We start from the raw sequence: 22,948 nt of genomic DNA, 5'->3' as shown, positions 1-22,948 counted from the left end.
TGGCCGTGGCTAGCTGACCGTTTGACCCATACGTCTTGCAGCGACACGTTCCAGCGCCATCAACCCGTCATAGATGAAGACGGCAAGGCCAGCGACAATGAGGCCGCCCTGGACGACAAAGGCGAGGTTGTTGGAGATAAGCCCCGCAATGATGACCTCGCCCAGGGTCTTGGCCGCAACCGTGGATCCGATGGTAGCCGTGGCCAGACTAATCACCACCGACAGTCGGATTCCGGCAAGGATGACGGGCAAACTCAACGGCAATTCCACTCTGAGCAACTTCTGCCGGTTGGTCATGCCGGCGCCACGCGCAGCCTCCACGACATTGGCGGGCAGCGTGGTGAGCCCGGTCAGCGCGTTTTCGAAGATCGGCAACAAGCCGTAGAGGAACAGGGCGATCAGCGTCGGCTTTTCACCGAAGCCCACCGCCGGTACGGCCAGTGCCAGCACCGCCACCGGCGGAAAGGTCTGTCCGATATTGACCAGCGAGCGCGACAACGGCAGGAATTCGGCGCCGAAGGGCCGGGTCACCAGAATGGCAAGGCTGATAGCCACTACGATCGCGGCGATGGTTGCTACAGCCACAGTGCCGAGATGTTGCAGCGTCAGCGACAACAGGCTGCCCTGATTGTAGATGGCCGGCGCATTGTTTTCCGTAAGTGGTTTGAACAAAGGTTCAAACCAGCCCGGATAGACGATGAACGCCACCAGGAGGACCAGCAGGACAATACGCAATGCTGCCGGCAGGAAAACCTTCATGCCGGCCTCGCCGCGAGCTTCACCAGGCCGTCGACGGTGACACGGCCAAGCGCCTTGCCGTCGGTGTCCTTGACCGGCAACGCCGGCTTGCCGGTCCAAAGCAGCTCGGCCAGTGCGTCGCGCTGGCTGGCATCTGCGGGAATGGCCTCGCCTTCCGCACTGCCCTTCTCCACCGCATCCCCGACACGGCCGAGTGAGAGGAGCCGAAATGGCCGCTCGGACGAGCCTACCAGCGTCTCGACGAAAGAACTTGCGGGTTTTGCCAAGATTTCGGCAGGCCTGGCGTATTGCACCAACTTGCCGCCGTCCATGACGGCGATCTTGTGGCCGAGATGCACGGCTTCTTCCATATCGTGCGTGACCAGTATGATCGTGGTGCCGAAATGCTTCTGGATGGCGAGCAGGTCTTCCTGTGCCTTGGTGCGGATGATCGGATCGAGCGCACCGAACGGCTCATCCATCAACAGCACATTGGGCTTGGCAGCGAGTGCGCGCGCGACGCCGACGCGCTGCTGCTGGCCACCTGACAATTCGTGCGGATAGCGCGGGCCGAAATCGGCAGGATCGAGCTGGAAAAGCTTCAACAATTCATCGACGCGCTCGTCGATACGCTCCCTGTCCCAGCCGAGCAGCAACGGTACGGTGGCAATATTTTGCGCCACGGTACGATGCGGAAACAGACCATGTCCCTGGATCGCATAACCGATGGAGCGACGCAGCTCGTAGTCGGGCAGCGAATGGTTGTCGACACCATCGAGCTTGATCGTGCCGGAGGTTGGTTCGACTAGGCGGTTGATCATGCGAAGCAGTGTTGTCTTGCCCGAGCCGGAGGTGCCGACGATCGCCGCAATCGTGCGCGGTTCGACCACCATCGAGACGTCATTGACGACGGTCTGCTTGTCGTAGCGCTTGGTGATGTTTTCGATTTCGATCATGCGACCGCTTCCTTGCGCCTGGCTGTTGCGGTGAGTTCGATGATGGCATCGAGCACGATGCCCGCCGCGAAGGCCAGCGCCACGGTCGGCACAGCACCGAGCAGCACCAGATCCATCGCCGTCTGGCCAACACCCTGAAAGACGAAGACGCCGAAGCCGCCTCCGCCGATGAGAGCGGCAATGGTGGCAAGACCGATATTCTGCACCAGCACGATACGGATGCCGGTCAGAATCACCGGGAAGGCGAGCGGGAACTCTACGCCAGACAGGCGTTGCCAATCCGTCATGCCCATGCCGCGCGCAGCCTCGTTGGCCGCCTTCGGTACACCGGCAAGGCCTACCACCGTGTTCGCAACCACCGGCAGCAGCGAATAGAGGAACAATGCCACGAAGGCCGGAGCTGTGCCGATGCCACGAATACCGATCGCGGATGCTCCCGGCACATGCAGCGCCACCCAGCCAAGCGGACCGATCAGCATGCCGAACAGTGCGATCGAAGGGATGGTCTGGATGATGTTGAGCACATTGAGCACCCCTGCCCGCAGCGCCTCGACCCTGTGGCAGAGAATGCCGAGCGGCAAGCCGACGACCACCGCAGCCAGCAACGATCCCAGCGCCAGTGTCACGTGCTTGCGCGCCTCCGCCCAAAAGGTGTCGGCACGATTCGCATATTCCTTGAGAATGGAAAGGCTGTCCCAGGCTCCGGAAGCCAACAGCATACCGACCGCCACCGCAGCGATCAAAAGGACGGCGAGACGTACAAATGGCGAGAGTTCGAGCCGTGTCAGCACGTCTGCCAGCAGCAGCGTGAAAGCGAAGATCAGCAACCAGAAGCCGGAAGCTGGCGAAACGCGGGCGAAGGTGTTGCCAGGCGGCGTAAGAAACCCGCCCGCCATGCCGATGGCGAGAGCGAGCGCCACCAGCAAAACAACACTGACGACCAGCCGCCAAGCCAGCGGCGTCTTCAGCAACGCCACGACGATTGCGACGACGACAAGCGCCAGCAACAATGGCCCGCTGACCGCTGGAAGCGCGTCGAGGATAAGACGTCCCTCGCCGGGCACGATGCGGTTGGCGCGGAAGGTGGCGAAGGGAGCCAGGAAGGCCGCATAGGCGGCAATCGCGGCAATCACCACACCCAGCTTGTCGAAGCGAATGGCCACGATCCTGTTTCCTTCAGGTCCGGCGCGCGGGGCCGCGCGCGCCGGAACCGCTCCCTATTTGAGGAAGCCGTTCTTCTTCAGGAAGTCTTCCGCGACGGCCTTGGCCGGCTCACCGCCAACCTGCACGCGACCGTTCAGCTCCTGTAGCGTAACGAGGTCGAGCTTCTCGAAAACCGGCTTCAGCACTTCTTCGATCTTCGGGTTCTCCTTGAGCACCGCTTCGCGGATGATCGGCGCCGGCTGGTAGACGGGCTGCACATTCTTGTCGTCGGTCAGCACCACAAGGCCGGATGGTTGAATGCCACCGTCGGTGCCGTAGACCATCGCTGCATTGGCGCCATTGGTCTGGTTCGCGGCGGCCGCAATGGTGGCAGCCGTGTCACCGCCCGAAAGCGTGATGAGCTGATCCGGCTTCAATGTGAAGCCATAGGTGGTCTGGAAGGCAGGCAGAGCAGCCGCCGAATTGACGAACTCGGAAGAAGCCGCCAACACGACCTTGCCACCGCCCGACACGTATTTGCCAAAGTCCGACAGCGAGGCCAGCTTGTTGGCGTCGGTGACATCCTTGCGCAACGCGATCGCCCACGTGTTGTTAGCCGGCGATGGCGTCAGCCAGACGACCTTGTTGGCGTCGTAATCGAGCTTCTTGGCCTCGGCATAACCCTTCGCGGCGTCCTTCCAGACAGGATCGTCGGCCTTCTCAAAGAAGAAGGCGGCGTTGCCGGTATATTCGGGATAGATATCGATCTCCCCCGCGATGATCGCCTTGCGGACCACCGGTGTTGCGCCAAGCTGGATACGATCGACGGTCTTGATACCGTTGGCGTTCAAAACCGACTGGATGATGTTGCCCAGTACGCCGCCCTCGGTATCGATCTTCGAAGAGACGACGACATCGGCAGCGTTTGCGGAAGCAATGGAAAGGCCGAGTGCCACAAGCGCACCGGCTAAAAATCTGGTTGAAGACATGACGGCAAACCCCTGTGATGAAACCAAAGCGATCCTGCTATTGCACGACCCGAACGGACAGTCGGGGCATACGGTTTCATAAGATGGCGGGGGAGCGCAATATTTTTATCCGGAACAGACGTTCAACCCGCGCCTATCCTGACAATCGATGCACCGCGTCGGCGTCGATCGATTTGGGTCCAACCCGAGCGAGCGCCATTTCAACCGGCCAAAGTTGGCGTCGCTCCCTTTATCGTTCAGCCCCGGCGTTCAACGCCCCTGCCCAGCAGGAGGGTCAGATAAACCCCGCCCAACAGCGAGGCGAACAGACCTACGGGAAGCTGATACGGAAAGAAGAGCATCCGCGACAGCCAGTCGGACACCATCATCAGCAACGCGCCGAGGATGACTGCGCCTGCCAGTTGCGGTCGGGTACGGTCGAGCCCCATCATCCGCGCCAGATGTGGCGCGATCAGGCCGGCAAAGCTGAGCGGGCCGACAAACTGGGCGGCAAGAGCGCTGGCGAATGCTGCTATCAGGATCAGCGTGTTGCGCGCCAGGCGAACTGAAAGCCCGACGGAAAGGGCCGTGCCAGCGCCAAGAGGCAGGATCGCCAGCCAACGGGCAGCCACCAGAAGAGGGACTGTGATCAGGACAAGACCGATCGCGGCGACCGACGCCTCTAGGAAGGTTGCCTGGATGGTGGAGCCCGTAAGCCACCCCAGCAACCTGTAGGATTGCGCATTACCGAGCGCGACGACGGCGGCAAGAACTGCGCTGCACAGCGCGTTCATCGCAATACCGGCGAACAGCAGGCGTTCGGGACCAAGGTTTCCGCGCGCGGCAATGACCAGGATCACCGTCAGCGTTACCAGTGCCCCAGTGCTGGAGCCGGCCAGCTGCCAGCCAAGCCCGGCGCTTCCCGCAAACAACAGAACAGCCGCCAGCCCCGCGCCCGCGCCGGCGCCGATACCCAACACCTCGGGGCTCGCCAGCGGGTTGGAAGTCACCCGCTGAATGACCACGCCTGCCGCCGCGAGCATGCCGCCGCAGGTAGCGGCGACGATAACGCGTGGCAGGCGCCACGCCACCAGATCGGCCAACATCTCACCATCGCTGGCAAGCGACCATCCTTGCAGCCCCCGGCCTAGCAACAGGGCAATCGCCAGTGTGACGATGCCCGCCGCGCCAAGCACGGCGATGCGCAGCCAGGGCCGGGCGACACGCTTCGGCGTGTGGGCAGGCCGATCCAGCGAGGGCCATTCGAACAGGCGCAGGCGCGGCAGCAGCCACAAAAGCAGCGGCCCGCCCAGCAAGGCGGTGGCGGCACCTGTCGGCACCCTTTCGCCGCCCGCCCCGGCAGCGAGTTGCACCAGGCCATCCGTCAGCCAAAGCAGCACCGCGCCGATCAGCGGGGCCGCGACCAGTTTCTGTTTCAGCGAACGCGCGCCGGACAGCGTCGCAAGCACCGGTGCGGCGAGGCCGACGAAACCGATGATGCCGACTTCAGCCACGACCGTGGCCGCCAGCCATACCGCCAATGCAATCAGCAGGAACCGGCTGGCATTAAGCGACAGGCCGAGCCCCCGCGCCGCAACATCGTCAAGGCCGAGAATGGCGAGAGGTCGCATCAGCAAGACGGCGGCACCAAGCCCGAGCGCCAGGCGCCAGCCGATGGCGATGGCGGGATCCCAGCCCTGCTGGACGAGCGAGCCGCCACCCCAGATGAACAGGGAAAACAGGTAGTCGCCATTGGCCAGGATCAGGGCGGCGCCGGCGGCATTGGCGGTCAGCGCCACCATCATGCCAGCCAGAACGACCGACACAGGTTCCAGTCCGCGTCGCCAGGTCAGGGCAAGGATCAGCGCGACGGCAACGAGGCCGCCGGCGAAGGCCACCGCGGTGGACGACCGCTCGACAATGGAAGGCACGTAGAGTGTTGCCAGCCCCAACGCCAGCTGCGCGCCTGCGGAGATGCCCAGCGTCGAAGGTTCGGCCAGTGGATTGCGCAATATGCGCTGCAGAAGCAGGCCCGAGAGCCCGAGCGCAGCCCCGGCAAGCAAGGCAACGGCAGCCCTCGGCAGCAGGCCGTAAACCAGGATGACGCGGTCGAGATCCACGACCTCCCCTGATTGCAGTCCTGACCACTGCACGGCGAGCTTGCGGCCGAAAAGCGCGCAGGCGAAAAGCCCGAGCCCGCTCCAAAGCAGAATCGGCAACGGGATGCGCCTAGCCATGATTCGGCTCCCGTGCCACCGCATCGGCGAGCAGGCGCGCAAAGCGGCGTGCCGATGGCAGACCGCCGAAATGGTTGACCGGTTCGAGCACCGCGACACGTCCCTCGCGCACGGCCGGCAAGGCATTCCACAGCGCATTGTCGGGCAGGCCGCGGCTGACCTCCGCAGGCAATGGCGCAAGGACGATGATCGAGGCTTCAGGCACGCGGGCAAGCGCCTCGATGCCGACGGGCGCCGCCGCGCTGTAGCTGGTGTCGTCGTGCCAGGCGTTGGTGATGCCCAGCCGCGCCAGCACGTCGCCGGGCATGGAATCCGCGCCGAAGGCACGGAAATGACGGGCGTCGCCGAGGCTGATCAGGAAGGCAGGGCGCGACGCGAAACGGCGCAAGGCCAAACGCCGTTCTTCCAGTTCAGCGCCCGTCTCGGCGGCGTAGCGGTCGGCGTCTGCTCCGCGGCCGGTGCGCTCGCCCAGCGCCAGAAGCGATGATTGCGCAAGCGGATAAGGCGGCCGGCCGGCTTCGTAGATCGGAAGCGCCAGCACCGGTGCAATGCGCTCCAGCGAGGGACGTTGATACTCGTAGAAGCCGGAAATGAGGATCAGGTCGGGGGCAAGCATGCGCAGCAGTTCATAATTTGGCGAGCCCCTCAGGCCAAGGTCGACGACGCTTGCGGGTATGGCCGGCTCCACCGCGATGCGAGCGAACTGCCTGAGCTCCGTCGCGGCGGCCGGCACGACCCCGATCGCCAGCGCCGTTTCGAGCAACCCCCAGTCGATGATGGCGATCCGAGGCTGTGCGGCAGATGCCAGCCGCGGCAGAAGGGCCGAGGCAGCCAATGCCAGGAAAGCTCGCCTGTCGAGACTGGGCGAACCCGATAAGCATGCCAGGTGACCGTCGCGCCTAAAGGACATAACTGATCGGCGCACCGGTTTGCGGATGCCTGGTTATACCCATGGGCAGGCCATAGATGCTGTCGAGCACCGTGGGTTCCAAGATGAGTTCGGGCGCGCCACGTGCGACGATGCGGCCGTCGCGAAGCGCGATCAGTTCGTCGCAGAACGATGCCGCCATGTTGATGTCGTGCAGGACCGCGACAATGGTGAGTCCCTGTTTGTGGCTGAGTTTGCGCACCAGCGCCAGGATCTCGACCTGATGCGCGAGATCGAGCGCCGAGGTCGGCTCGTCGAGCAGCAGGCAGCGCGTGTCCTGCGCCAGCATCATGGCAAGCCAGGCGCGCTGCCGCTCGCCGCCGGACAGGCTGTCGACCATACGTTCGGCCAGTGCCGTGAGTGAGGTCTGTGCCAGAGCGCGGGTGACCTTGTCCTCGTCTTCGGCGCTGAAACGGCCGAGCGCGCCGTGCCAGGGAAAGCGGCCGAGGCCGGCAAGTTCGCGCACGTTCATGCCTTCGGCGGGTGGCGTGAATTGCGGCATGTAGGCGACGCAGCGGGCGAAATCGCGCGTGCCGTAGCTGTCGAGCGGCCTGCCCGAAAACCGGATCGAGCCGGCAGCCGGCTCCTGCTGGCGCGCCAGCAGCTTCAAAAGCGTGCTCTTGCCCGAACCGTTCGGCCCGACCAGGCCGTAGAACCGCCCCGGCTCCAGCGCCATGGTCAGCGGCGGCAGGATGGTACGGCCGCCGACGGCAAAGGACGCTGCTTCGACATCGTAGAGATGCAGGTCGGGTTTCTTTGCTGCATCCATCACGGTCGTTCCTTCGAGACAGCCGGCAGCTACCAGCTGGTATGGGCCTTCAGCTTGAAGGCGCGGCCCTCGCCATAGCTGCAGACCAGGGCGCCCTGGCAGCTCGCCGCATAGGCCTTGTCGAACACATTGGTCACATTGAGGTCTATACCCCAATTGTCCTTCTCATAGCCGAGCTTCAGGTCGACGAGGGTCGCCGCCGGAACCTTCAGCGTGTTCTGGTTGTCGGCCCAGGACGAGCCGACATAACGCAGACCGCCCCCGACGGAAATGCCGTCATACCAGTCGCCGCGGAAGGTGTAGTCGGCTTTCGCCGAGGCCATCACCTCCGGCACGATGAAGGGCCGCTTGCCGATGATGGTCTTGTCCTCGTCCTTGGTGACCTCGATGTTGTAGGCGGTCAGCGCGGCGGTGACCTTGAGGTCCTCGGTGACGTTGACCTTGCCTTCCAGCTCGACGCCGCGCGAACGCAGCTCGCCGGTCTGGACATAGGTGAAGGGAGTCAGGTTGGACTGCACGTTGCGCCGGGTCAGGTCGAACACCGACAGCGTGAACAGGCCATCGACGAAGCTCGGCGCGTATTTGATGCCGGCTTCGTACTGGATGCCGTCTTCCGGCTCGAACAGCTTGCCGGAGGCGTTGGTACCGATGAGCGGATTGAAGAAGGTGGCAACGCTGGCATAGGGGGTCAGGCCGTTGTCGAATTCATAAGCGAGGCCGGCACGCCCCGAGAAGGAACCATCGCTGCGCTTCTGGGTGGCATCCAGTGTCGGCTGGTAGAAGTTCGGCCGGTCGTGCACGCTCAGCCAGCCGCGGTCGTAGCGGCCGTTCAGGGTGGCGATCCAGCCGCCGCCGAAGCGCAGCTGGTCCTGCACGTAAAGGCCGAGCTGCTGCTGGCTGAGATCCTGGTTGAGATAGCTGACCCGCGGCGTCAGCGGCACACCATAAACGGGATTGAAGGCGTCGATGGGCGGCGTGGTGCCGAACAGCGCCGACGACTGCACCTGATCGATGTTGTAGAATTTGTAGTCGATGCCCGCCAGCAGCCGGTGTTCGATACCGCCGGTGTCGAACTTGCCCTCGACCTGGTTGTCGAGCAGGAACGTCGTCACATCGCTGTCGTGGCCGAAATTGATGCGGTCGAGCGTTGTCGGGCCGGCCCAGCCATTCGGATAGATGCTGATCTCCCTGACATTGGCTGCGCCGAAGCGGGCGTTGGAGCGGATGGTCCAGTCGCTGTCGAATGTGTGCTCGAACTCATAGCCGAGCGAACCCTGCCGGCGCTGGTAGGTGTCGACATCGGGCTCGGTGTAGTTGGCGTCACGCGGGATGCGGCCATGGTTGATGCCGCCAACGATGCGGTCGACGACGGTGCCCTCATAAGGCAGGAAGGAACCGCCATTGTGGTTCTCGTCGATATGGCTGTAGTTGGCCAGGATGGTCAGGCTGGTCTGTTCGTCCGGCTTCCAGGTCAGGCTCGGCGAGATGAAACCGCGCCAGCCGTCCTGGAGATCGGAATAGGTGTTGCCGCCGGCGACCTTGCCGAGCACCCGGTAGCTCAGCACCTTGTTGTCCGAGATGCCGCCGAGGTCGACGCCGAGATAGGCGTTGCCGGCATCATTGATGCCTGTTTCGACATAGCGCCGCGTCTCGAAGTCGGGACGCTTGCTGACATAGTTGATGACGCCGCCGGGGTTCGAGCCGCCGTAAAGCACGGAGGCTGGGCCCTTCAGCACCTCGATGCGTTCCAGGCTGAACGGATCGACATAGAAGCCGCCGAAGGCATGGCTGAACAGCTGCAGGCCGTCCATATAGGTTCCGGTCGCCGTTGCCTGGAAACCGCGGATGAACATCCAGTTGGTGTCACTGTCGGGCCCGAAAGGCTGCGCGAACACGCCAGCGGTGTAGCGCAGTGCCTCATCAGCCTTCTGCGCGCCCTGTTCGTCGATCTCCTCGCGGCCGATGACCGACACCGACTGCGGAATGTCCTTGATGTCGGTGGCCGTCTTGGACCCGGTCGTGGTCGCCTTGGCGACGACACCCTTGACCTTGCCGACGGCGGCCGAACGATCACCCGTTCGTTCGCCGGCCTGCCCCTCGATGACGATCTTGTCCAGCACCGTGGCCTGCTGGGCATGGACCGGCGCCAGCGAGGCAAGGATCGCCACGCCGGAAACACCAAGCAATCTGAGCGGAACACGTGTCATGCGACATCCCCGAGCCACCTCGCCTTTCCCATCCGAAAGGCCGTTCAATAAGTTGAGCTATTAACTCATCTTATTCGACAGTGGCTTGGACCTTCTTGCTGCGAATTGTCGGTTCTTGACGGAAAACACCGGCGCGCCCGATCGGCGATCATCAATCCGCGGCATGGCGGCGCCACTCGGCCGGCGTCAGCCCCACCACGGCCTTGAACACGCGCGTGAAATGCGCCTGATCAGAGAAGCCGGCAGCGAGCGCGACCTCGCTCAGCGTCGCCGTCTCGCGGCGCAGCCTCTCCTGCACCTTGCGGATCCGCGCCCGCATCTGCCAGCGATGCGGCGGCAGCCCGGTCGAGGCCTTGAAAGCGTGGCTGAGATGCGTTTCCGACAGATCGACCAGCGCGGCCAGCTCGCCGAGCCGGATCGGCCTGAAACAATTGGCCTCGATGAATTCGGTCACCAGGCGCAGCTGCCCGCGCGACAGGCCGGACTTGCGCTGCCCGTCCTCGTGGATGTCGAAAAGCAGCGCCAGCAGCGCGTTGACCAGGCCGGCGCCAAACAGGCCGTGCATGGCAACAGGGTTCGTGCATTCGTCGGCAATCGCCCTGGCCAGCGGCGCCATGCGGGGGTCGCGAAACTGGAAGCGCGGCATCGACAGGCGCGCCGGATCGACGGTCCGGCCAAAGCGCCGCGTCACCGCGGCTTCCGAAAAATGCAGGTCGAGATGCTTGATCCGCCGCAGCCTTTCGCCGCGACCGCTGATCGGCATGCCGGCCGGCACATAGCTCATGGTTTCGGCGGCGTCGTGGCGACCAGCTGGCCGCGCGCCCGGATGGTCGAAAACGAAGACCCCACCGGGATTGAGATCGAGCATGACGAACAGGCGCGGGTCGGGCGAGATATAGTCGCCCTGCGCGTCCTGCGCGCACTGGGCGCGCCAGACATCGGCGACGACGTCGTCCCAGGCACGCCATTTGAGATTGTCGACCACGGCAAAGCCGTGGGTCATGGCATGCATCTTCGGGCGGAAGTTCAAACCTGCCCCCATCCTTCAGTTCGTTGGGGATGAGCAGATTCATGAGTACATTACTCATATTTTTACGGCAAGCTGGTTTCGCCTGCTCTTGCATGACTTTCCCACCGTCTGAACCGGAAAGATCGGCTGCGTTGCCTGGGAACGACATTGCCTCGTCAGGCGGCTCGACGCACGGCGGTCATGCGCAGTGCGCCGAGCGCCACCAGACAGACGATCGAAACCGGAAAGACCACCCAGGCCAGCATCGCCCAACCCCAGGCGTTGTAGACCGCCCCTGACATCAGCGAGGCAAAAGCCACGGAGCCAAACAGGATAAGATCGTGGAATCCCTGGATCGTGCCCTTCTCTTCGGGCCGATAGCTTTCCGTCACCATCGCGGTGGCACCGATGAAGCCGAAATTCCAGCCGAGACCGAGCAGGATCAGGGCCGACCAGAACTGCCACAACTGGATGCCAGACAGTGCGACCACCGCGCAGCCGATGAGCAACGCGAAGCCGACCGCGACAATCGCCGGCGCGCCGAAACGATGGATGAGACGGCCGGTGAAGAAACTCGGGCCGAACATCGCCATAACGTGCCACGAAATGCCGAGGGTTGCCTGGTCGGAAGAAAAGCCGCAGCCAACCATGGCGAGCGGCGCGCCGGTCATGACAAATGTCATCAGCGTGTAGGAACCCACTGCGCACAAAAGCGCGATGAAGAAACGCGGCTGGCTGACGATTTCGGCCAAGGGCCTGCCGCCATGAGCCGCCGCATGTTCGGCCCCCGAAGGCTCTCGCGTGCGCAGGAAGAGCAAGATCGCACCGCCCACGGCCGACAGGCCAAGAATGGCAGCGAACGCGCCGGCGAAAGGAACGGGTGCAAGCAGGTCTTTTGTGAAGATCACCACCTGCGGCCCAAGAATGGCAGTAATGATGCCGCCGGCCAGCACGAAGGAAATGGCACGTGCCTTGAATTCCGAGGGAGCATTGTCGGCTGCAGCAAAACGGAACTGCTGAACGAAGGCGGCCCCCACACCAACCACCAGCAGGCCGAATACGAATAGCCAGAAGCTCGACTGGAACAACGCAAGGGTGGCGATCAGCCCTCCCAAAGCAGATACCCCGGTGCCGACAAGGAAACCATCACGATGGCCGAGCCGGCGGATCAGCGACGCCGATGGCAACGCCCCCACTGCAAGGCCAACGGAAAAGCCGGTCAGCGGCGCAGTCGCAAGCGACTTGTCAGGTCCCAGAAGGAATTCTCCTGCCAACGCGCCAAGCGCGAAGCAGATCGGCCCGGCCGAACCCAGCACTGCCTGGGCGGCGGAAAGGATGAAGGCGGTGCGGCGCGCCTCGTTCTCAGCGGCGGCCGTCACAACACTCATCTCGCATCCTTCCCCTTGCCCTCACCGCGTACGCGGCGCGCAACGCGGTCGAGGACGGCATTGACCAGTTTCGGTTCGTCCTCGGAATAGAACGCCTTGGCGATGTCGACATATTCGGAGACGATCACCGCAACCGGCACGTCCTCACGCTTCATCAATTCATAGACGCCGGCACGCAGGATGGCACGCAGTGTCGAATCCAGGCGCGACAGCGGCCAGTCCTCGGTAAGCGACTGACGGATCACCGGATCGACCGTCTTCTGATTTTCAACGACGCCGGCCAGGATGGCGCGGAACCACTGCGCATCCGCCTCGCGATAGAGTGCGCCGTCGACTTCCTTGCCGAGCCGGAACGCCTCGTATTCGGCCGTGATCTCAAGCAGGCCGGAGCCGGCGACGTCCATCTGGTAGAGCGCCTGCACAGCAGCTAGCCGTGCGGCACCTCGTTTGTTGGCCTGACGCGGGGCGGAACCGGACGGTTCGGTCACGATTGCGCTCCCAATTTTTCCTTGAGTGCGATCATGGTCAATGCAGCGCGCGCGGCGAAACCGCCTTTGTCGCCTTCGCTCTTCTTGGCTCGCACCCAGGCCTGTTCCTCATTTTCAGTGGTGAGGATGCCGTTGCCGATGGCGATCGATTCCTGCACAGAAAGGTCCATCAGCGCACGGCTCGACTCGTTCGCCACGATGTCGAAATGATACGTATCGCCACGGATGACGGTGCCGAGCGCAACAAAGCCGTCATAGACCTTGCCGCCCTCGGCCATGCCGTCGAGCGCGAAAGCGATGACACCCGGAATTTCGAGCGAGCCGGGAACGGTCACCACGTCGTAGGTAGCGTCCGCTTCATCGAGCGCGCTCGTGGCGCCGTCCAGCAACGCGTCGGCGAGGTCGTCGTGGAACCGCGCTTCGATGATAAGAAGGTGAGCGTTCTTCTTTGGCCGAATGAACGCCTTGCCGTGTTGGGATGTGCCAGCCATGAAGGTCTCCGGGATTGTCGGTGACTTAGGCCGAAGCGGCGGCGGGTGCAAGCGACGTTTGCGGGTCCTTGTCGAACAGTGCGTTTCATCGGCCTATTGCGGCAATCCCGCTCGCCCCGGCCAAAGCGACTCGTTATTCCTTTAGGGATAAAATATAATCCACTGCGGGAAAGCCGCGATGAATGGCGACATTGGATGACACCGCTATCAGGAAGCTGGGAAACTGCAGGTCCACGACGCCCTGGGCTGGACGAGATCGAGGCCGCGCGGGGCCGATTGGCTCCTTACATGCTCCGCACGCCACTGGTTCACCTTGATCTTGGCTTGCCTGACCAGCGCATCTTTCTCAAGCTGGAAACACTTTCCCCCACTGGCGCCTTCAAGCTGAGGCCGGCGCTGAATGCACTGCTGTCGCGCGACATCGCTACCTTGCGCAACGGCGTAGCAACCGCAAGCTCCGGCAATATGGCCTACGGAGTGGCCTGGGCCGCCAATCGGCTCGGCGTACCGATGGCTGCCTACATGTATTCGGGAGCCCCGCAGACCAAGATCGACGGCGTGCGCAAGCTGGGCGGTGAGGTGCGCTTCATCTCCATGGAGACCTGGTGGCGCTATATCGTCGGTGCAGAGCGACCCGACCTCAAGGAACTTCTGATCAATCCGGTCACCGATCAGGCCGTGCTGACAGGTAACGGCACCATCGGCCTCGAAATCGTCGAGGACCTCCCCGAAGTCGATGTCGTGGTGACGCCCTTCGGCGGCGGCAGTCTGACGACAGGTGTTGCAAGCGCCGTCAAGGCGTCGCGTCCGCAGGCGAAGGTCATTGCGGCCGAGGATGAGAACGCCGCACCCGTTACTGCCGCCCTGGCTGCCGGTAGCATCGTCGAGATCGAAACACGACCATCCTTCGTGAAGAGTATCGGAGGACCATCGCTAGTGCCGCAGCTGTGGCCTGTCGTCAGCCAATTGATCGACGGTGCAGTCGCCGTTAGCCTCGACCAGATCACGGACGCGATGCGCTTGCTGTTTTCAAAGGGGAAAGTCGTGGCGGAGGGCGCCGGTGCCGCCTCGCTTGCGGCTGCCCTGGCCAGCGACCAGATAAGAGGCAATGTCGTCTGCGTCATCTCCGGCGGCAACATCGATGCGATGGCTTATTCGCAAGCGCTTGCGGGCACCATTCCGGATCCATGAGGCTGGCCGCGCGGCGATGTGATGGCCGTGCGGGTCAGCGCTGTGCCGGTTGAACTCTCATATCGATGGAAATCGTATCGCCTGCGGTCACGTTGAGCTTTTGCCGCACCTTGGCCTTAAGCGGCAGAAGATAGACGCCGTCCTTCGGAAACAGCGACGTTGAAAACGTGAGAACGTCGATCGTGGTCTCGACCGGTATCATCCCCCAGCCATAAGTGACAAACGTTGAGAGCTGTCTTATCTCGTCGCTGCAGCGCGTGGGTACCGGCGCAAAGAAAAACGGCGAAGGCCCTCGCCAATGGATCACCGTCGCCTCAAATTGAAATTCGAGCACCGCACCTCCCAAGGGTGACTTCAGAGCCCCTCTTTCGCCGCTTCTGCCAACCGCGCCGCATAGCGCGCCATGGTGTCGATCTCGATATTGATGCGATCACCGACCTGACGGTCAGCCCAGGTGGTGACCTGCAGCGAGTGGTGGATCAAAAGCACATCGAAATGCGTGCCTTCCACCTTGTTGACGGTGAGCGAGGTGCCGTCCAACGCAACAGAACCCTTCGGTGCGATAAATTTCGCCAGCTCACGCGGAGCCTCGAGGGTGAAGCGGACGGCGTCCCCCTCATCTTCGCGTGCCACGATCAATGCGGTGCCGTCGACATGGCCCGAAACGATGTGTCCACCCAATTCATCACCGATTTTCAGCGCCCGCTCCAGATTGATCCGGGTGCCGGCCTTCCAGTCTGCCGCTGTCGTAAGCCTCAACGCCTCTTCCCAGGCCTCGACTTCGAACCAGCGCGCATTGGAACCCTGCTCCGGCAATGCTGTCACGGTGAGACAGACACCCCCACAGGAGATCGACGCCCCAATGTCGATGGTCGCCGGGTCATAGCCGGTGTCGATGCGCAGGCCGACGCCTTCCTTGCGCGGACTCACGGCAGCGACGGTGCCGATATCGGTAACGATGCCAGTGAACATCAGACTAAATCCCTTATCCATTCGACAGCGCGGTCTTCGCCGAAGCGGGTTTCACGCAACTTGCGGAAGCCTGGCGGGACGCTGTCCGCATCGATGGGCGACATGATCCCGCCCTCGCCGATCGCTTCCGGTCCGGTGAATAGGATGATGCGGTCGACCAATCCTTCTTCGAGAAAAGCCCTCGCGACCTCCGCGCCGCCCTCGACCAACACGCTAGCCATTCCGAGCGCGGCCAGATCCTCCATCATCTCCGGCAAGGCTATGCGGCCATCGACCGTTTCAGTGCCGATGAAACGCACGCCGCGCCGTTCCAGCGCGGCCCTGCGCTGTTGATCTGCATCGGCACAGGCAGCGATATACAGCGGTATGCGGTCGGCCTCGCTTACCAGCTTGGCGGTCTCTGGAAGCCGGATATGGCGATCGAGCACGATGCGTGCGGGCGAACGTCCTTCCAGCCCCGGCAGCCGAACAGTCAGCGCAGGGTCGTCTTCCAAGGCGGTGCCGATGCCGATCAGCACCGCATCCGCTTCAGCGCGGATCAAGTGGACTTCGCGCCGCGCCGCGTCGCCGGTGATAGAAACCTGGCCGGCGCCCTTGCGACCGATCATTCCGTCGGCTGAAAGCGCAAGTTTCAGAATTACTTCGGGCCGCTTCCTGAGAGAGCGTATCAGATAGCCGGCCATCTGCTCGGCAGCCCCTTTTGCGAGCACGCGCTCGACCACCTCGACGCCCGCTGCGCGCAGGATCGCATAACCCTTGCCCGACACGCGCGGATCGGGATCGCTGGCGGCGCCTACGACCCGTTGGATCCCCGCGGAAACCAGCGCGTTGGCGCAAGGCGGTGTACGGCCGTGATGGGCGCAAGGCTCAAGCGTTACATAAGCCGTAGCCCCCCTTGCCAACGGACCCGCTTCGGCCAATGCTTCGGTTTCGGCATGCGGGCGCCCGCCGACCGCGGTCACGCCCGTGCCGACGATCATCGGACCTGAACCGTCATCGCGCACGATGATGGTGCCGACGGACGGGTTGGTGGCTGTGCGACCGAGATTGCGCCGCGACAACCTTATCGCCGCCGCCATGAAACGACGATCAAGGGCCTGCTGTTCGCGACTGCTGTTCGATACCACGTGTCTACCCGGCGTCCTCGTCGCCTTTCAGTTCGCCAAGCACGTCGTGGAAATCCTTGGCTTCGCGGAAGTTGCGATAGACCGAGGCAAATCGGACATAAGCGACATCATCCAGCGACTTCAGCGCGTCCATTACCAGGCGGCCGACTTCCGCAGAGGGGATTTCAGTCTCACCCGAACTTTCCAACTGGCGCACGATGCCGGAGACAGCGCGTTCTATGCGCTCGGGATCGACATTGCGCTTGCGTACTGCCGTCTCAACCGAGCGTGCGAGCTTGTCGCGGTCGAACGGCACTTTACGGCCGGACTTCTTGACGACGACGAGATCGCGCAACTGCACCCGCTCGAATGTGGTGAAACGACCGCCGCAATCGGGGCAGACGCGCCGCCGACGGATGGCGGCGCCATCCTCGGCGGGACGCGAGTCCTTCACCTGTGTGTCTTCGGACTGGCAATAGGGGCAGCGCATGGCGGGCCTTGGCTAACGATTCTGATTGCGCGCGAGGCTAGAGGGTTTCCGACAAAGTAGGAAGCGCGGAAGCGGATTCCAACGTCATCGGCCTCATCCATTTTCTTCACGGCGCCAGATGCTCTGGAACCACGTCTTTTATCGGATTTGCATCTACCTACAGCCGCTTGAGGGCAGATCAAAGCCGGCGGTTTCCATGAGGAAAACAGTCACCATCGACTATCCAGGCCGTGGATCAGCGACGCCCTCGGCAATGCGCTGGGCAATCTCGTCATAGCCCCGTTGGCGCGCATGCTGAAGCGCGCTGAGACCATCATTGTCCGGAATATCCCTGGCACCGGCGTCGACCAGCAAACCCACGATCTTCTGCTGCACGGCTCCGCCATCTCCGAGGATCACCGCTTCCATCAAGGCTGTCCAGCCGAGATCGTTGACATGGTCGATGTCGATGTCGGTTTCGAGCAGAATGGCCACCGTCTCAGGAAAACCGTGGTCGGCCGCCGGAATCAAAGCTGTACCACCGAAGCGATTGGTGTCCTTGAGATTGGCCTTTCCGCTCGCCAGGATTGCTTTGAGGATTTCGTTGCGGCCTTCCGCGCCTGCGTAGAGGAACGGAGTGTCCTGGATGTCGTCCTTGGCGTTGACGTCGGCACCTGCCGCGATCAACAACTTTGCTGCTTCGAGGTTGTCAGCATGCGTGGCGAGGAGCAACGCGGTGCGGCCCTTATCGTCGCGCTGTTCCAGTTCTGCGCCGCGCACGATCGCGGCCTTGATTGCTGGGATATCGCCTGCGGCGACAGCTTCAATCAGCATGAGAGGCGCCTCCTTGGCCTCGGCGGCAATGTTGCCGCTGGTGACCAAGCCAATCAGGAACATGAACACTCGAAGCATTTTCGGGAGCATTTTCTGCGACCTTTCCATCAGCCGCAGCACATGTGGTGGTCACACAGCAAAAAGGGACCCTCGGGGTCCCTTAATGTCTTTCAAAAAAGTGCGAAGGGCTTAGGCGGCTTCGGTTTCGCCCGCTTCGGCCTCGACGCGAGCACGATCGCCAGCGCCCTTGGCCGAGGTATCGCGATCAACGAACTCGATCACCGCCATGGCGGCATTGTCGCCCTTGCGGAAGCCCGCCTTCATGATGCGCAGATAGCCGCCGTTGCGCTGCGCATAACGCGGCGCGATGGTGTCGAACAGGCGCTTCACGACCGGCTCATTGCCGATCTGGGCGATGACCTGACGACGGGCATGCAGGTCGCCGCGCTTGCCGAGCGTGACGAGCTTCTCGACGATCGGACGCAGGTCCTTCGCCTTCGGCAGGGTGGTGACGATCTGCTCGTGCTCGATCAGAGACACGGCGAGGTTGGCGAACATCGACTTGCGGTGGCTTACGCTGCGGGCGAAGCGACGGCCTTTGAAACCGTGGCGCATGGCTCTTTCCTTCTTCAGTTGTTCAAGAGGCCACGGCCTCTGATGGTTTTCCGCATGACCGTCGGATCGAGCGGCTCACGCCGCCGATCCTTGGAATTCATGCTCAATATTGGTCTTCGTAACGCTTGGCGAGATCTTCGATGTTTTCCGGCGGCCAGTCCGGCACTTCCATGCCGAGATGCAGGCCCATTGCAGCCAGAACTTCCTTGATCTCGTTCAGCGACTTGCGGCCGAAGTTCGGAGTGCGCAGCATCTCTGCTTCCGTCTTCTGGATCAGGTCGCCGATATAGACGATGTTGTCGTTCTTCAGGCAGTTGGCCGAACGCACCGAAAGCTCCAGCTCGTCGACCTTCTTGAGCAACGACGGGTTGAAAGCAAGTTCGGTAACGGCCTCGGCCGCGACTTCCTTTTGCGGCTCGTCGAAGTTGACGAACAGCGAAAGCTGGTCCTGCAGGATGCGGGCTGCGAAGGCCACCGCATCTTCACCAGTGACCGAACCATCGGTCTCCAGGGTCATGGTCAGCTTGTCCTTGTCGAGTTCTTCGCCGTGGCGGGTGTTCTCAACCTTGTAGGAGACCTTCTTGACCGGCGAATAAAGCGAGTCGACCGGAATGAGGCCGATCGGCGCATCTTCGGCACGGTTACGCTCGGCAGGCACATAGCCCTTGCCGGTGTCGACGGTGAACTCCATGCGGATTTCCGCACCCTCGTCGAGGGTGCAAATGACGTGATCCGGGTTCAGGATCTCGACATCGCCTACGGTCTGGATGTCGCCGGCGGTGACGGCGCCCGGACCCTGCTTGCGCACGACCATGCGCTTAGGGCCATCGCCTTCCATCTTGATGGCGATTTCCTTGATGTTGAGCACGATGTCGGTCACGTCCTCACGCACGCCTGCGATGGACGAGAATTCATGCAGCACGCCGTCGATCTGCACAGCGGTTACCGCCGCACCACGCAACGACGACAAGAGCACGCGACGCAGCGCGTTGCCCAGCGTGAGGCCAAAGCCGCGCTCAAGCGGTTCGGCGACCAGCGTCGTCAGCGTCTTGCCCTTCGACGAAAAGTCGATCTTGTTGGGCTTGATCAATTCCTGCCAGTTCTTCTGGATCATTTTCTGTCCTTCCGTTTCCCCACCACCATCCAATCGTGGCGGGCGACCTGGAAACCATTCGGGAACGCACAAGGCGTTCCCGGCGGCATTCGAAAAGCTGTTAGACGCGACGCTTCTTGCGCGGGCGGCAGCCATTGTGAGGGATCGGCGTCACATCACGGATCGAGGTGATGGTGAAGCCGGCAGCCTGCAACGCGCGAAGTGCCGATTCACGACCCGAACCCGGACCGCAAACCTCGACCTCGAGCATACGCATGCCGTGTTCCTGTGCCTTCTTGGCGACGTCTTCGGCTGCCATCTGGGCAGCGAACGGGGTCGATTTACGCGAACCCTTGAAGCCCTGGGCGCCAGCCGACGACCAGGCAATCGCGTTGCCCTGTGCGTCGGAAATGGTGATCATGGTGTTGTTGAAGGTCGAGTTGACGTGAGCGACACCCGACGAAATGTTCTTGCGTTCGCGGCGACGGACGCGTGCGGCTTCCTTGGCCATGGTAGTCCTTTCAGTTGATCTCTACACCGCCGTAATGCCAGCGGCTACACCGGAGCGAGTAGTAGATAGCGAATAGCGAGTAGGTTTCCCTATTCGCCACTCACTATTCGCTATTCGCTCAATTACTTCTTCTTGCCAGCGATCGCCTTCGCCGGACCCTTGCGGGTGCGGGCGTTGGTGTGGGTACGCTGACCGCGCACCGGCAGCGAACGACGGTGACGCAGGCCGCGGTAGCAGCCAAGATCCATCAGACGCTTGATGTTCATCGAGACTTCGCGACGCAGGTCGCCCTCGACCTGATAGTCACGGTCGATCGTCTCGCGAATCTGCAGCACTTCGGCGTCGGTCAGCTGGTTGACGCGGCGCTCGGCCGGGATGCCGACCTTGTCGACGATTTCCTGGGCGAACTTCTTGCCGATGCCGTGAATGTACTGAAGCGCGATAACAACGCGCTTGTTGGTCGGAATGTTAACGCCGGCTATACGAGCCATGACTTCTCTTTCTCCATTTGGGCCGGACGAACCGGCGCTTTTGCGTGATCCCGCGTCCGGTGGAGGCCGGCCCTTGCGGGAGTTCCTGTTTCAAAGCGGCTGCCTTGTCCTCGCGGACAAGCAAAGCTTATGCCTGATAGGGAGACGGGCCGCCATACTCCAGCGGCCTGTCTTAGTCAAGCCTAATTGTTCAATTTTGGACAGCAGCGGCCAAAACGGTCTCAATCTGCTTCGTCACAGCATCAATTTCAGCCATGCCATCGACACCTTTGAGCAGACCCTTGGCGTGGTAGTAGCCGATCAGCGGGGCGGTCTTTTTGTAGTATTCGCGCAGACGCTCTTCGAAAACTTCCGCGTTGTCGTCCTTACGCACGGGCTGGCCTGCTGCCGCAGCTTCCTGAGCGCGTTTGACAATACGGCCGACCAGGATCTTGTCGTCGACGACAAGTTCCACGACGGCATCCAACTTGAGCTCGCGCTCAGCCAGCATCGCTTCGACTGCGTCGGCCTGGGCCAATGTCCGCGGGTAGCCATCGAGGATGAACCCGCTGGCACAATCAGCCTGGTCGATACGTTCTGCGACGATGGCGTTGACGATGGCGTCCGATACCAGTTCGCCCGCATCCATGACAGCCTTGGCCTTCAGACCGACCGGTGTTTCGGCCTTGACCGCAGCACGCAACATGTCCCCGGTGGAGAGTTGCGGAATGCCGTGTTTTTCAACCAGTCGCTGCGCCTGCGTCCCCTTGCCCGCACCAGGCGGGCCAAGCAATATCAACCTCATTTACCCCTCTTACCTCCGCGCAGCTTCGACTTCTTGATCAGCCCCTCGTACTGATGCGCGATCAGGTGACCCTGAATCTGCGCAACGGTATCGAGCGTTACACTGACTACGATCAGAAGCGAAGTGCCACCAAGGTAGAACGGTACGCCAGTGGCCGAGATCAGGAATTCCGGCATCAAGCAGATCACGACCAAGTAAATCGCGCCGATCACGGTGATGCGGGTAAGCACGTAATCGATGTAATCGGCCGTACGCTCGCCCGGCCGGTAGCCGGGAATGAAACCCGAATGCTTCTTGAGCTGATCGGCCGTATCCTTCGGATTGAACACGATCGCCGTATAGAAGAAGGCGAAGAACACGATCATGGCCGCATAAAAGGCCATGTAGAGCGGCTGGCCATGTCCCAACGAAGCGAGAACCGTGTTCACCCAGGCCGGCAGGTTGGTCGTGTTCGAGAATCCTGCAACGGTCGCGGGCAGGAGCAGCAGCGACGAAGCGAAGATCGGCGGGATGACACCCGCGGTGTTGAGCTTCAGCGGCAGGTGCGAGGTGTCGCCCTGGAACATGCGATTGCCGACCTGACGCTTCGGATATTGGATCAGGAGCCGGCGCTGAGCGCGCTCGAAGAAGACAATCAATGCAATGACGACAACGGCCAGAACAATGATTGCCAGAATCAGCGGCGTCGACAGCGCACCGGTGCGGCCGAGTTCCAGCGTGCCGGAAATGGCGTGAGGCAAGCCTGCGACGATACCGGCGAAGATGATCAGCGAAATACCGTTACCAATGCCGCGCGCGGTGATCTGCTCGCCCAGCCACATCAGGAACATGGTGCCGCCGACCAACGTGATGACGGTCGAGATGCGGAAGAACATGCCGGGATCGGTTACGATGCCGTTGCCGTTCTCAAGTCCGACCGAAATGCCATAGGCCTGCACGATACCAAGAAGCACCGTGCCGTAGCGCGTGTACTGGTTGATAACCTTGCGCCCCTGCTCGCCCTCTTTCTTCAGCGCTTCCAGCGACGGGATGACCGAGGTCATCAACTGCATGATGATGGAGGCCGAAATGTAAGGCATGATGCCCAGCGCAAAGATTGCCATACGCTCGACGGCACCGCCGGCGAACATGTTGAACATGCCGAGCACGCCCTTGGATTGCGACTGGAAAGCCTGAGCGAATGCGCCTGGTTCGATACCAGGAAGCGGAATGTAAGTGCCAAGGCGGTAAACGAGGAGAGCGCCGATCGTGAACCAGATGCGCTTCTTGAGATCCTCGGCCTTGGCGAAAGCCGCGAAATTGAGATTAGAGGCTAATTGTTCTGCAGCCGAAGCCATGGAAATTTCTCCGCCAGATGACGCGGGAGCGCCCGCTTCGGGCAGCGCCTATCACCGAGCACCGGACATAGGCTCGGCTGTGCCAAGATGCAAGCGGCCCCGGCGCGACCCGGGCGCTGAGCTCCACCGCGGGGCTGGTGCCGAGCTGGGCAGGAGTTTCGGGGGGGTGGTGCGGGGCCCCCAGCAAGGGCTCTAAGGCGGCCCGGGGCACCAGACCGCCCGC

24 protein-coding genes are annotated in these 22,948 nt (G+C 62.4%); 1 reads left to right on the top strand and 23 read right to left on the bottom strand.

Going from position 1 to position 22,948, the window contains the following annotated elements; all coding sequences use genetic code 11:
• Positions 1–9: 9 nt before the first annotated feature.
• The 12 genes from L4923_RS20090 to ribH form a co-directional block, all read right to left on the bottom strand.
• A complete protein-coding gene (locus L4923_RS20090) occupies positions 10–759 on the bottom strand; it encodes an ABC transporter permease (RefSeq protein WP_239368386.1) in 750 nt (249 codons plus the stop codon).
• Positions 756–1,694: an ABC transporter ATP-binding protein gene (locus L4923_RS20085; RefSeq protein ID WP_239368384.1), complete on the bottom strand. Its 939-nt coding sequence runs from the start codon at positions 1,692–1,694 to the stop codon at positions 756–758. The genes L4923_RS20090 and L4923_RS20085 overlap by 4 nt, the downstream gene beginning before the upstream one ends.
• Positions 1,691–2,857 carry an ABC transporter permease gene (locus tag L4923_RS20080; RefSeq protein ID WP_239368382.1) on the bottom strand — a complete coding sequence of 389 codons (1,167 nt, stop codon included), beginning with the start codon at positions 2,855–2,857 and terminating at the stop codon, positions 1,691–1,693. Before L4923_RS20080 ends, L4923_RS20085 begins: the two co-directional genes overlap by 4 nt.
• Positions 2,858–2,911: 54 nt before the next feature.
• A complete protein-coding gene (gene osmF, locus L4923_RS20075) occupies positions 2,912–3,826 on the bottom strand; it encodes a glycine betaine ABC transporter substrate-binding protein OsmF (protein WP_239368380.1) in 915 nt (304 codons plus the stop codon).
• Between the two features lie 236 nt (positions 3,827–4,062).
• On the bottom strand, positions 4,063–6,042 hold the full coding sequence (gene fhuB, locus L4923_RS20070) for a Fe(3+)-hydroxamate ABC transporter permease FhuB (RefSeq protein ID WP_239368378.1): 1,980 nt from the start codon (positions 6,040–6,042) through the stop codon (positions 4,063–4,065).
• The gene (locus L4923_RS20065; protein WP_239368376.1) at positions 6,035–6,952 is read right to left on the bottom strand and encodes an ABC transporter substrate-binding protein; all 918 of its coding nucleotides are present in this window, start codon (positions 6,950–6,952) and stop codon (positions 6,035–6,037) included. The genes fhuB and L4923_RS20065 overlap by 8 nt, the downstream gene beginning before the upstream one ends.
• Positions 6,942–7,739 (bottom strand): ATP-binding cassette domain-containing protein, encoded by a 798-nt coding sequence (locus L4923_RS20060; protein ID WP_239368374.1) that lies wholly within the window; start codon positions 7,737–7,739, stop codon positions 6,942–6,944. The genes L4923_RS20065 and L4923_RS20060 overlap by 11 nt, the downstream gene beginning before the upstream one ends.
• 29 nt (positions 7,740–7,768) lie before the next feature.
• The gene (locus tag L4923_RS20055; protein ID WP_239368372.1) at positions 7,769–9,946 is read right to left on the bottom strand and encodes a TonB-dependent siderophore receptor; all 2,178 of its coding nucleotides are present in this window, start codon (positions 9,944–9,946) and stop codon (positions 7,769–7,771) included.
• Between the two features lie 151 nt (positions 9,947–10,097).
• Positions 10,098–10,931, bottom strand: coding sequence for a helix-turn-helix domain-containing protein (locus tag L4923_RS20050; protein WP_239368370.1), 834 nt, complete (start codon positions 10,929–10,931; stop codon positions 10,098–10,100).
• A gap of 200 nt (positions 10,932–11,131) precedes the next feature.
• Positions 11,132–12,343: an MFS transporter gene (locus L4923_RS20045; protein WP_239368368.1), complete on the bottom strand. Its 1,212-nt coding sequence runs from the start codon at positions 12,341–12,343 to the stop codon at positions 11,132–11,134.
• Complete coding sequence (gene nusB, locus L4923_RS20040) at positions 12,340–12,831, bottom strand: transcription antitermination factor NusB (protein ID WP_343303722.1); 492 nt, start codon at positions 12,829–12,831, stop codon at positions 12,340–12,342. The genes L4923_RS20045 and nusB overlap by 4 nt, the downstream gene beginning before the upstream one ends.
• Positions 12,828–13,322 (bottom strand): 6,7-dimethyl-8-ribityllumazine synthase, encoded by a 495-nt coding sequence (gene ribH / locus L4923_RS20035; protein WP_239368366.1) that lies wholly within the window; start codon positions 13,320–13,322, stop codon positions 12,828–12,830. The genes nusB and ribH overlap by 4 nt, the downstream gene beginning before the upstream one ends.
• 195 nt (positions 13,323–13,517) lie before the next feature.
• Between ribH and L4923_RS20030 the strand changes: the two genes are divergently transcribed.
• Positions 13,518–14,513: a pyridoxal-phosphate dependent enzyme gene (locus tag L4923_RS20030; RefSeq protein ID WP_239368365.1), complete on the top strand. Its 996-nt coding sequence runs from the start codon at positions 13,518–13,520 to the stop codon at positions 14,511–14,513.
• Positions 14,514–14,547: 34 nt separating this feature from the next.
• On the opposite strand, the gene L4923_RS20025 is transcribed toward L4923_RS20030, so the two are convergent.
• From L4923_RS20025 to secY, 11 genes are all read right to left on the bottom strand, one after another.
• On the bottom strand, positions 14,548–14,847 hold the full coding sequence (locus L4923_RS20025; protein ID WP_239368363.1) for a DUF1905 domain-containing protein: 300 nt from the start codon (positions 14,845–14,847) through the stop codon (positions 14,548–14,550).
• 20 nt (positions 14,848–14,867) lie between these two features.
• Positions 14,868–15,485, bottom strand: coding sequence for a riboflavin synthase (locus L4923_RS20020; RefSeq protein WP_239368361.1), 618 nt, complete (start codon positions 15,483–15,485; stop codon positions 14,868–14,870).
• Positions 15,485–16,564 carry a bifunctional diaminohydroxyphosphoribosylaminopyrimidine deaminase/5-amino-6-(5-phosphoribosylamino)uracil reductase RibD gene (ribD, locus tag L4923_RS20015; protein WP_239368500.1) on the bottom strand — a complete coding sequence of 360 codons (1,080 nt, stop codon included), beginning with the start codon at positions 16,562–16,564 and terminating at the stop codon, positions 15,485–15,487. Before ribD ends, L4923_RS20020 begins: the two co-directional genes overlap by 1 nt.
• A 52-nt stretch (positions 16,565–16,616) precedes the next feature.
• Positions 16,617–17,081, bottom strand: coding sequence for a transcriptional regulator NrdR (gene nrdR / locus L4923_RS20010; protein WP_239368359.1), 465 nt, complete (start codon positions 17,079–17,081; stop codon positions 16,617–16,619).
• 219 nt (positions 17,082–17,300) lie between these two features.
• Positions 17,301–17,972 (bottom strand): ankyrin repeat domain-containing protein, encoded by a 672-nt coding sequence (locus L4923_RS20005; protein WP_239368357.1) that lies wholly within the window; start codon positions 17,970–17,972, stop codon positions 17,301–17,303.
• Between the two features lie 111 nt (positions 17,973–18,083).
• On the bottom strand, positions 18,084–18,509 hold the full coding sequence (gene rplQ / locus L4923_RS20000) for a 50S ribosomal protein L17 (RefSeq protein ID WP_239368355.1): 426 nt from the start codon (positions 18,507–18,509) through the stop codon (positions 18,084–18,086).
• A 103-nt stretch (positions 18,510–18,612) separates the two neighbouring features.
• Positions 18,613–19,623 (bottom strand): DNA-directed RNA polymerase subunit alpha, encoded by a 1,011-nt coding sequence (locus L4923_RS19995; protein ID WP_239368353.1) that lies wholly within the window; start codon positions 19,621–19,623, stop codon positions 18,613–18,615.
• A 100-nt stretch (positions 19,624–19,723) separates the two neighbouring features.
• Positions 19,724–20,113, bottom strand: a complete 390-nt coding sequence (rpsK, locus tag L4923_RS19990; RefSeq protein WP_024924781.1) for a 30S ribosomal protein S11 — start codon at positions 20,111–20,113, stop codon at positions 19,724–19,726.
• A gap of 122 nt (positions 20,114–20,235) precedes the next feature.
• Positions 20,236–20,604, bottom strand: a complete 369-nt coding sequence (gene rpsM / locus L4923_RS19985; RefSeq protein ID WP_024924780.1) for a 30S ribosomal protein S13 — start codon at positions 20,602–20,604, stop codon at positions 20,236–20,238.
• Between the two features lie 190 nt (positions 20,605–20,794).
• A complete protein-coding gene (locus tag L4923_RS19980) occupies positions 20,795–21,388 on the bottom strand; it encodes an adenylate kinase (RefSeq protein ID WP_239368351.1) in 594 nt (197 codons plus the stop codon).
• Entirely contained in the window at positions 21,385–22,725 is a 1,341-nt protein-coding gene (gene secY / locus L4923_RS19975) for a preprotein translocase subunit SecY (RefSeq protein WP_239368349.1), read from the bottom strand. The genes L4923_RS19980 and secY overlap by 4 nt, the downstream gene beginning before the upstream one ends.
• Positions 22,726–22,948: the final 223 nt, after the last annotated feature.

The organism is Terribium retamae, from assembly GCF_022347545.1.
In the GTDB taxonomy this organism is placed as follows: domain Bacteria; phylum Pseudomonadota; class Alphaproteobacteria; order Rhizobiales; family Rhizobiaceae; genus Mesorhizobium; species Mesorhizobium retamae.
The sequence above is the reverse complement of the archived record's forward strand: the minus strand, read 5'-3'. Positions and strand labels throughout refer to the sequence as shown.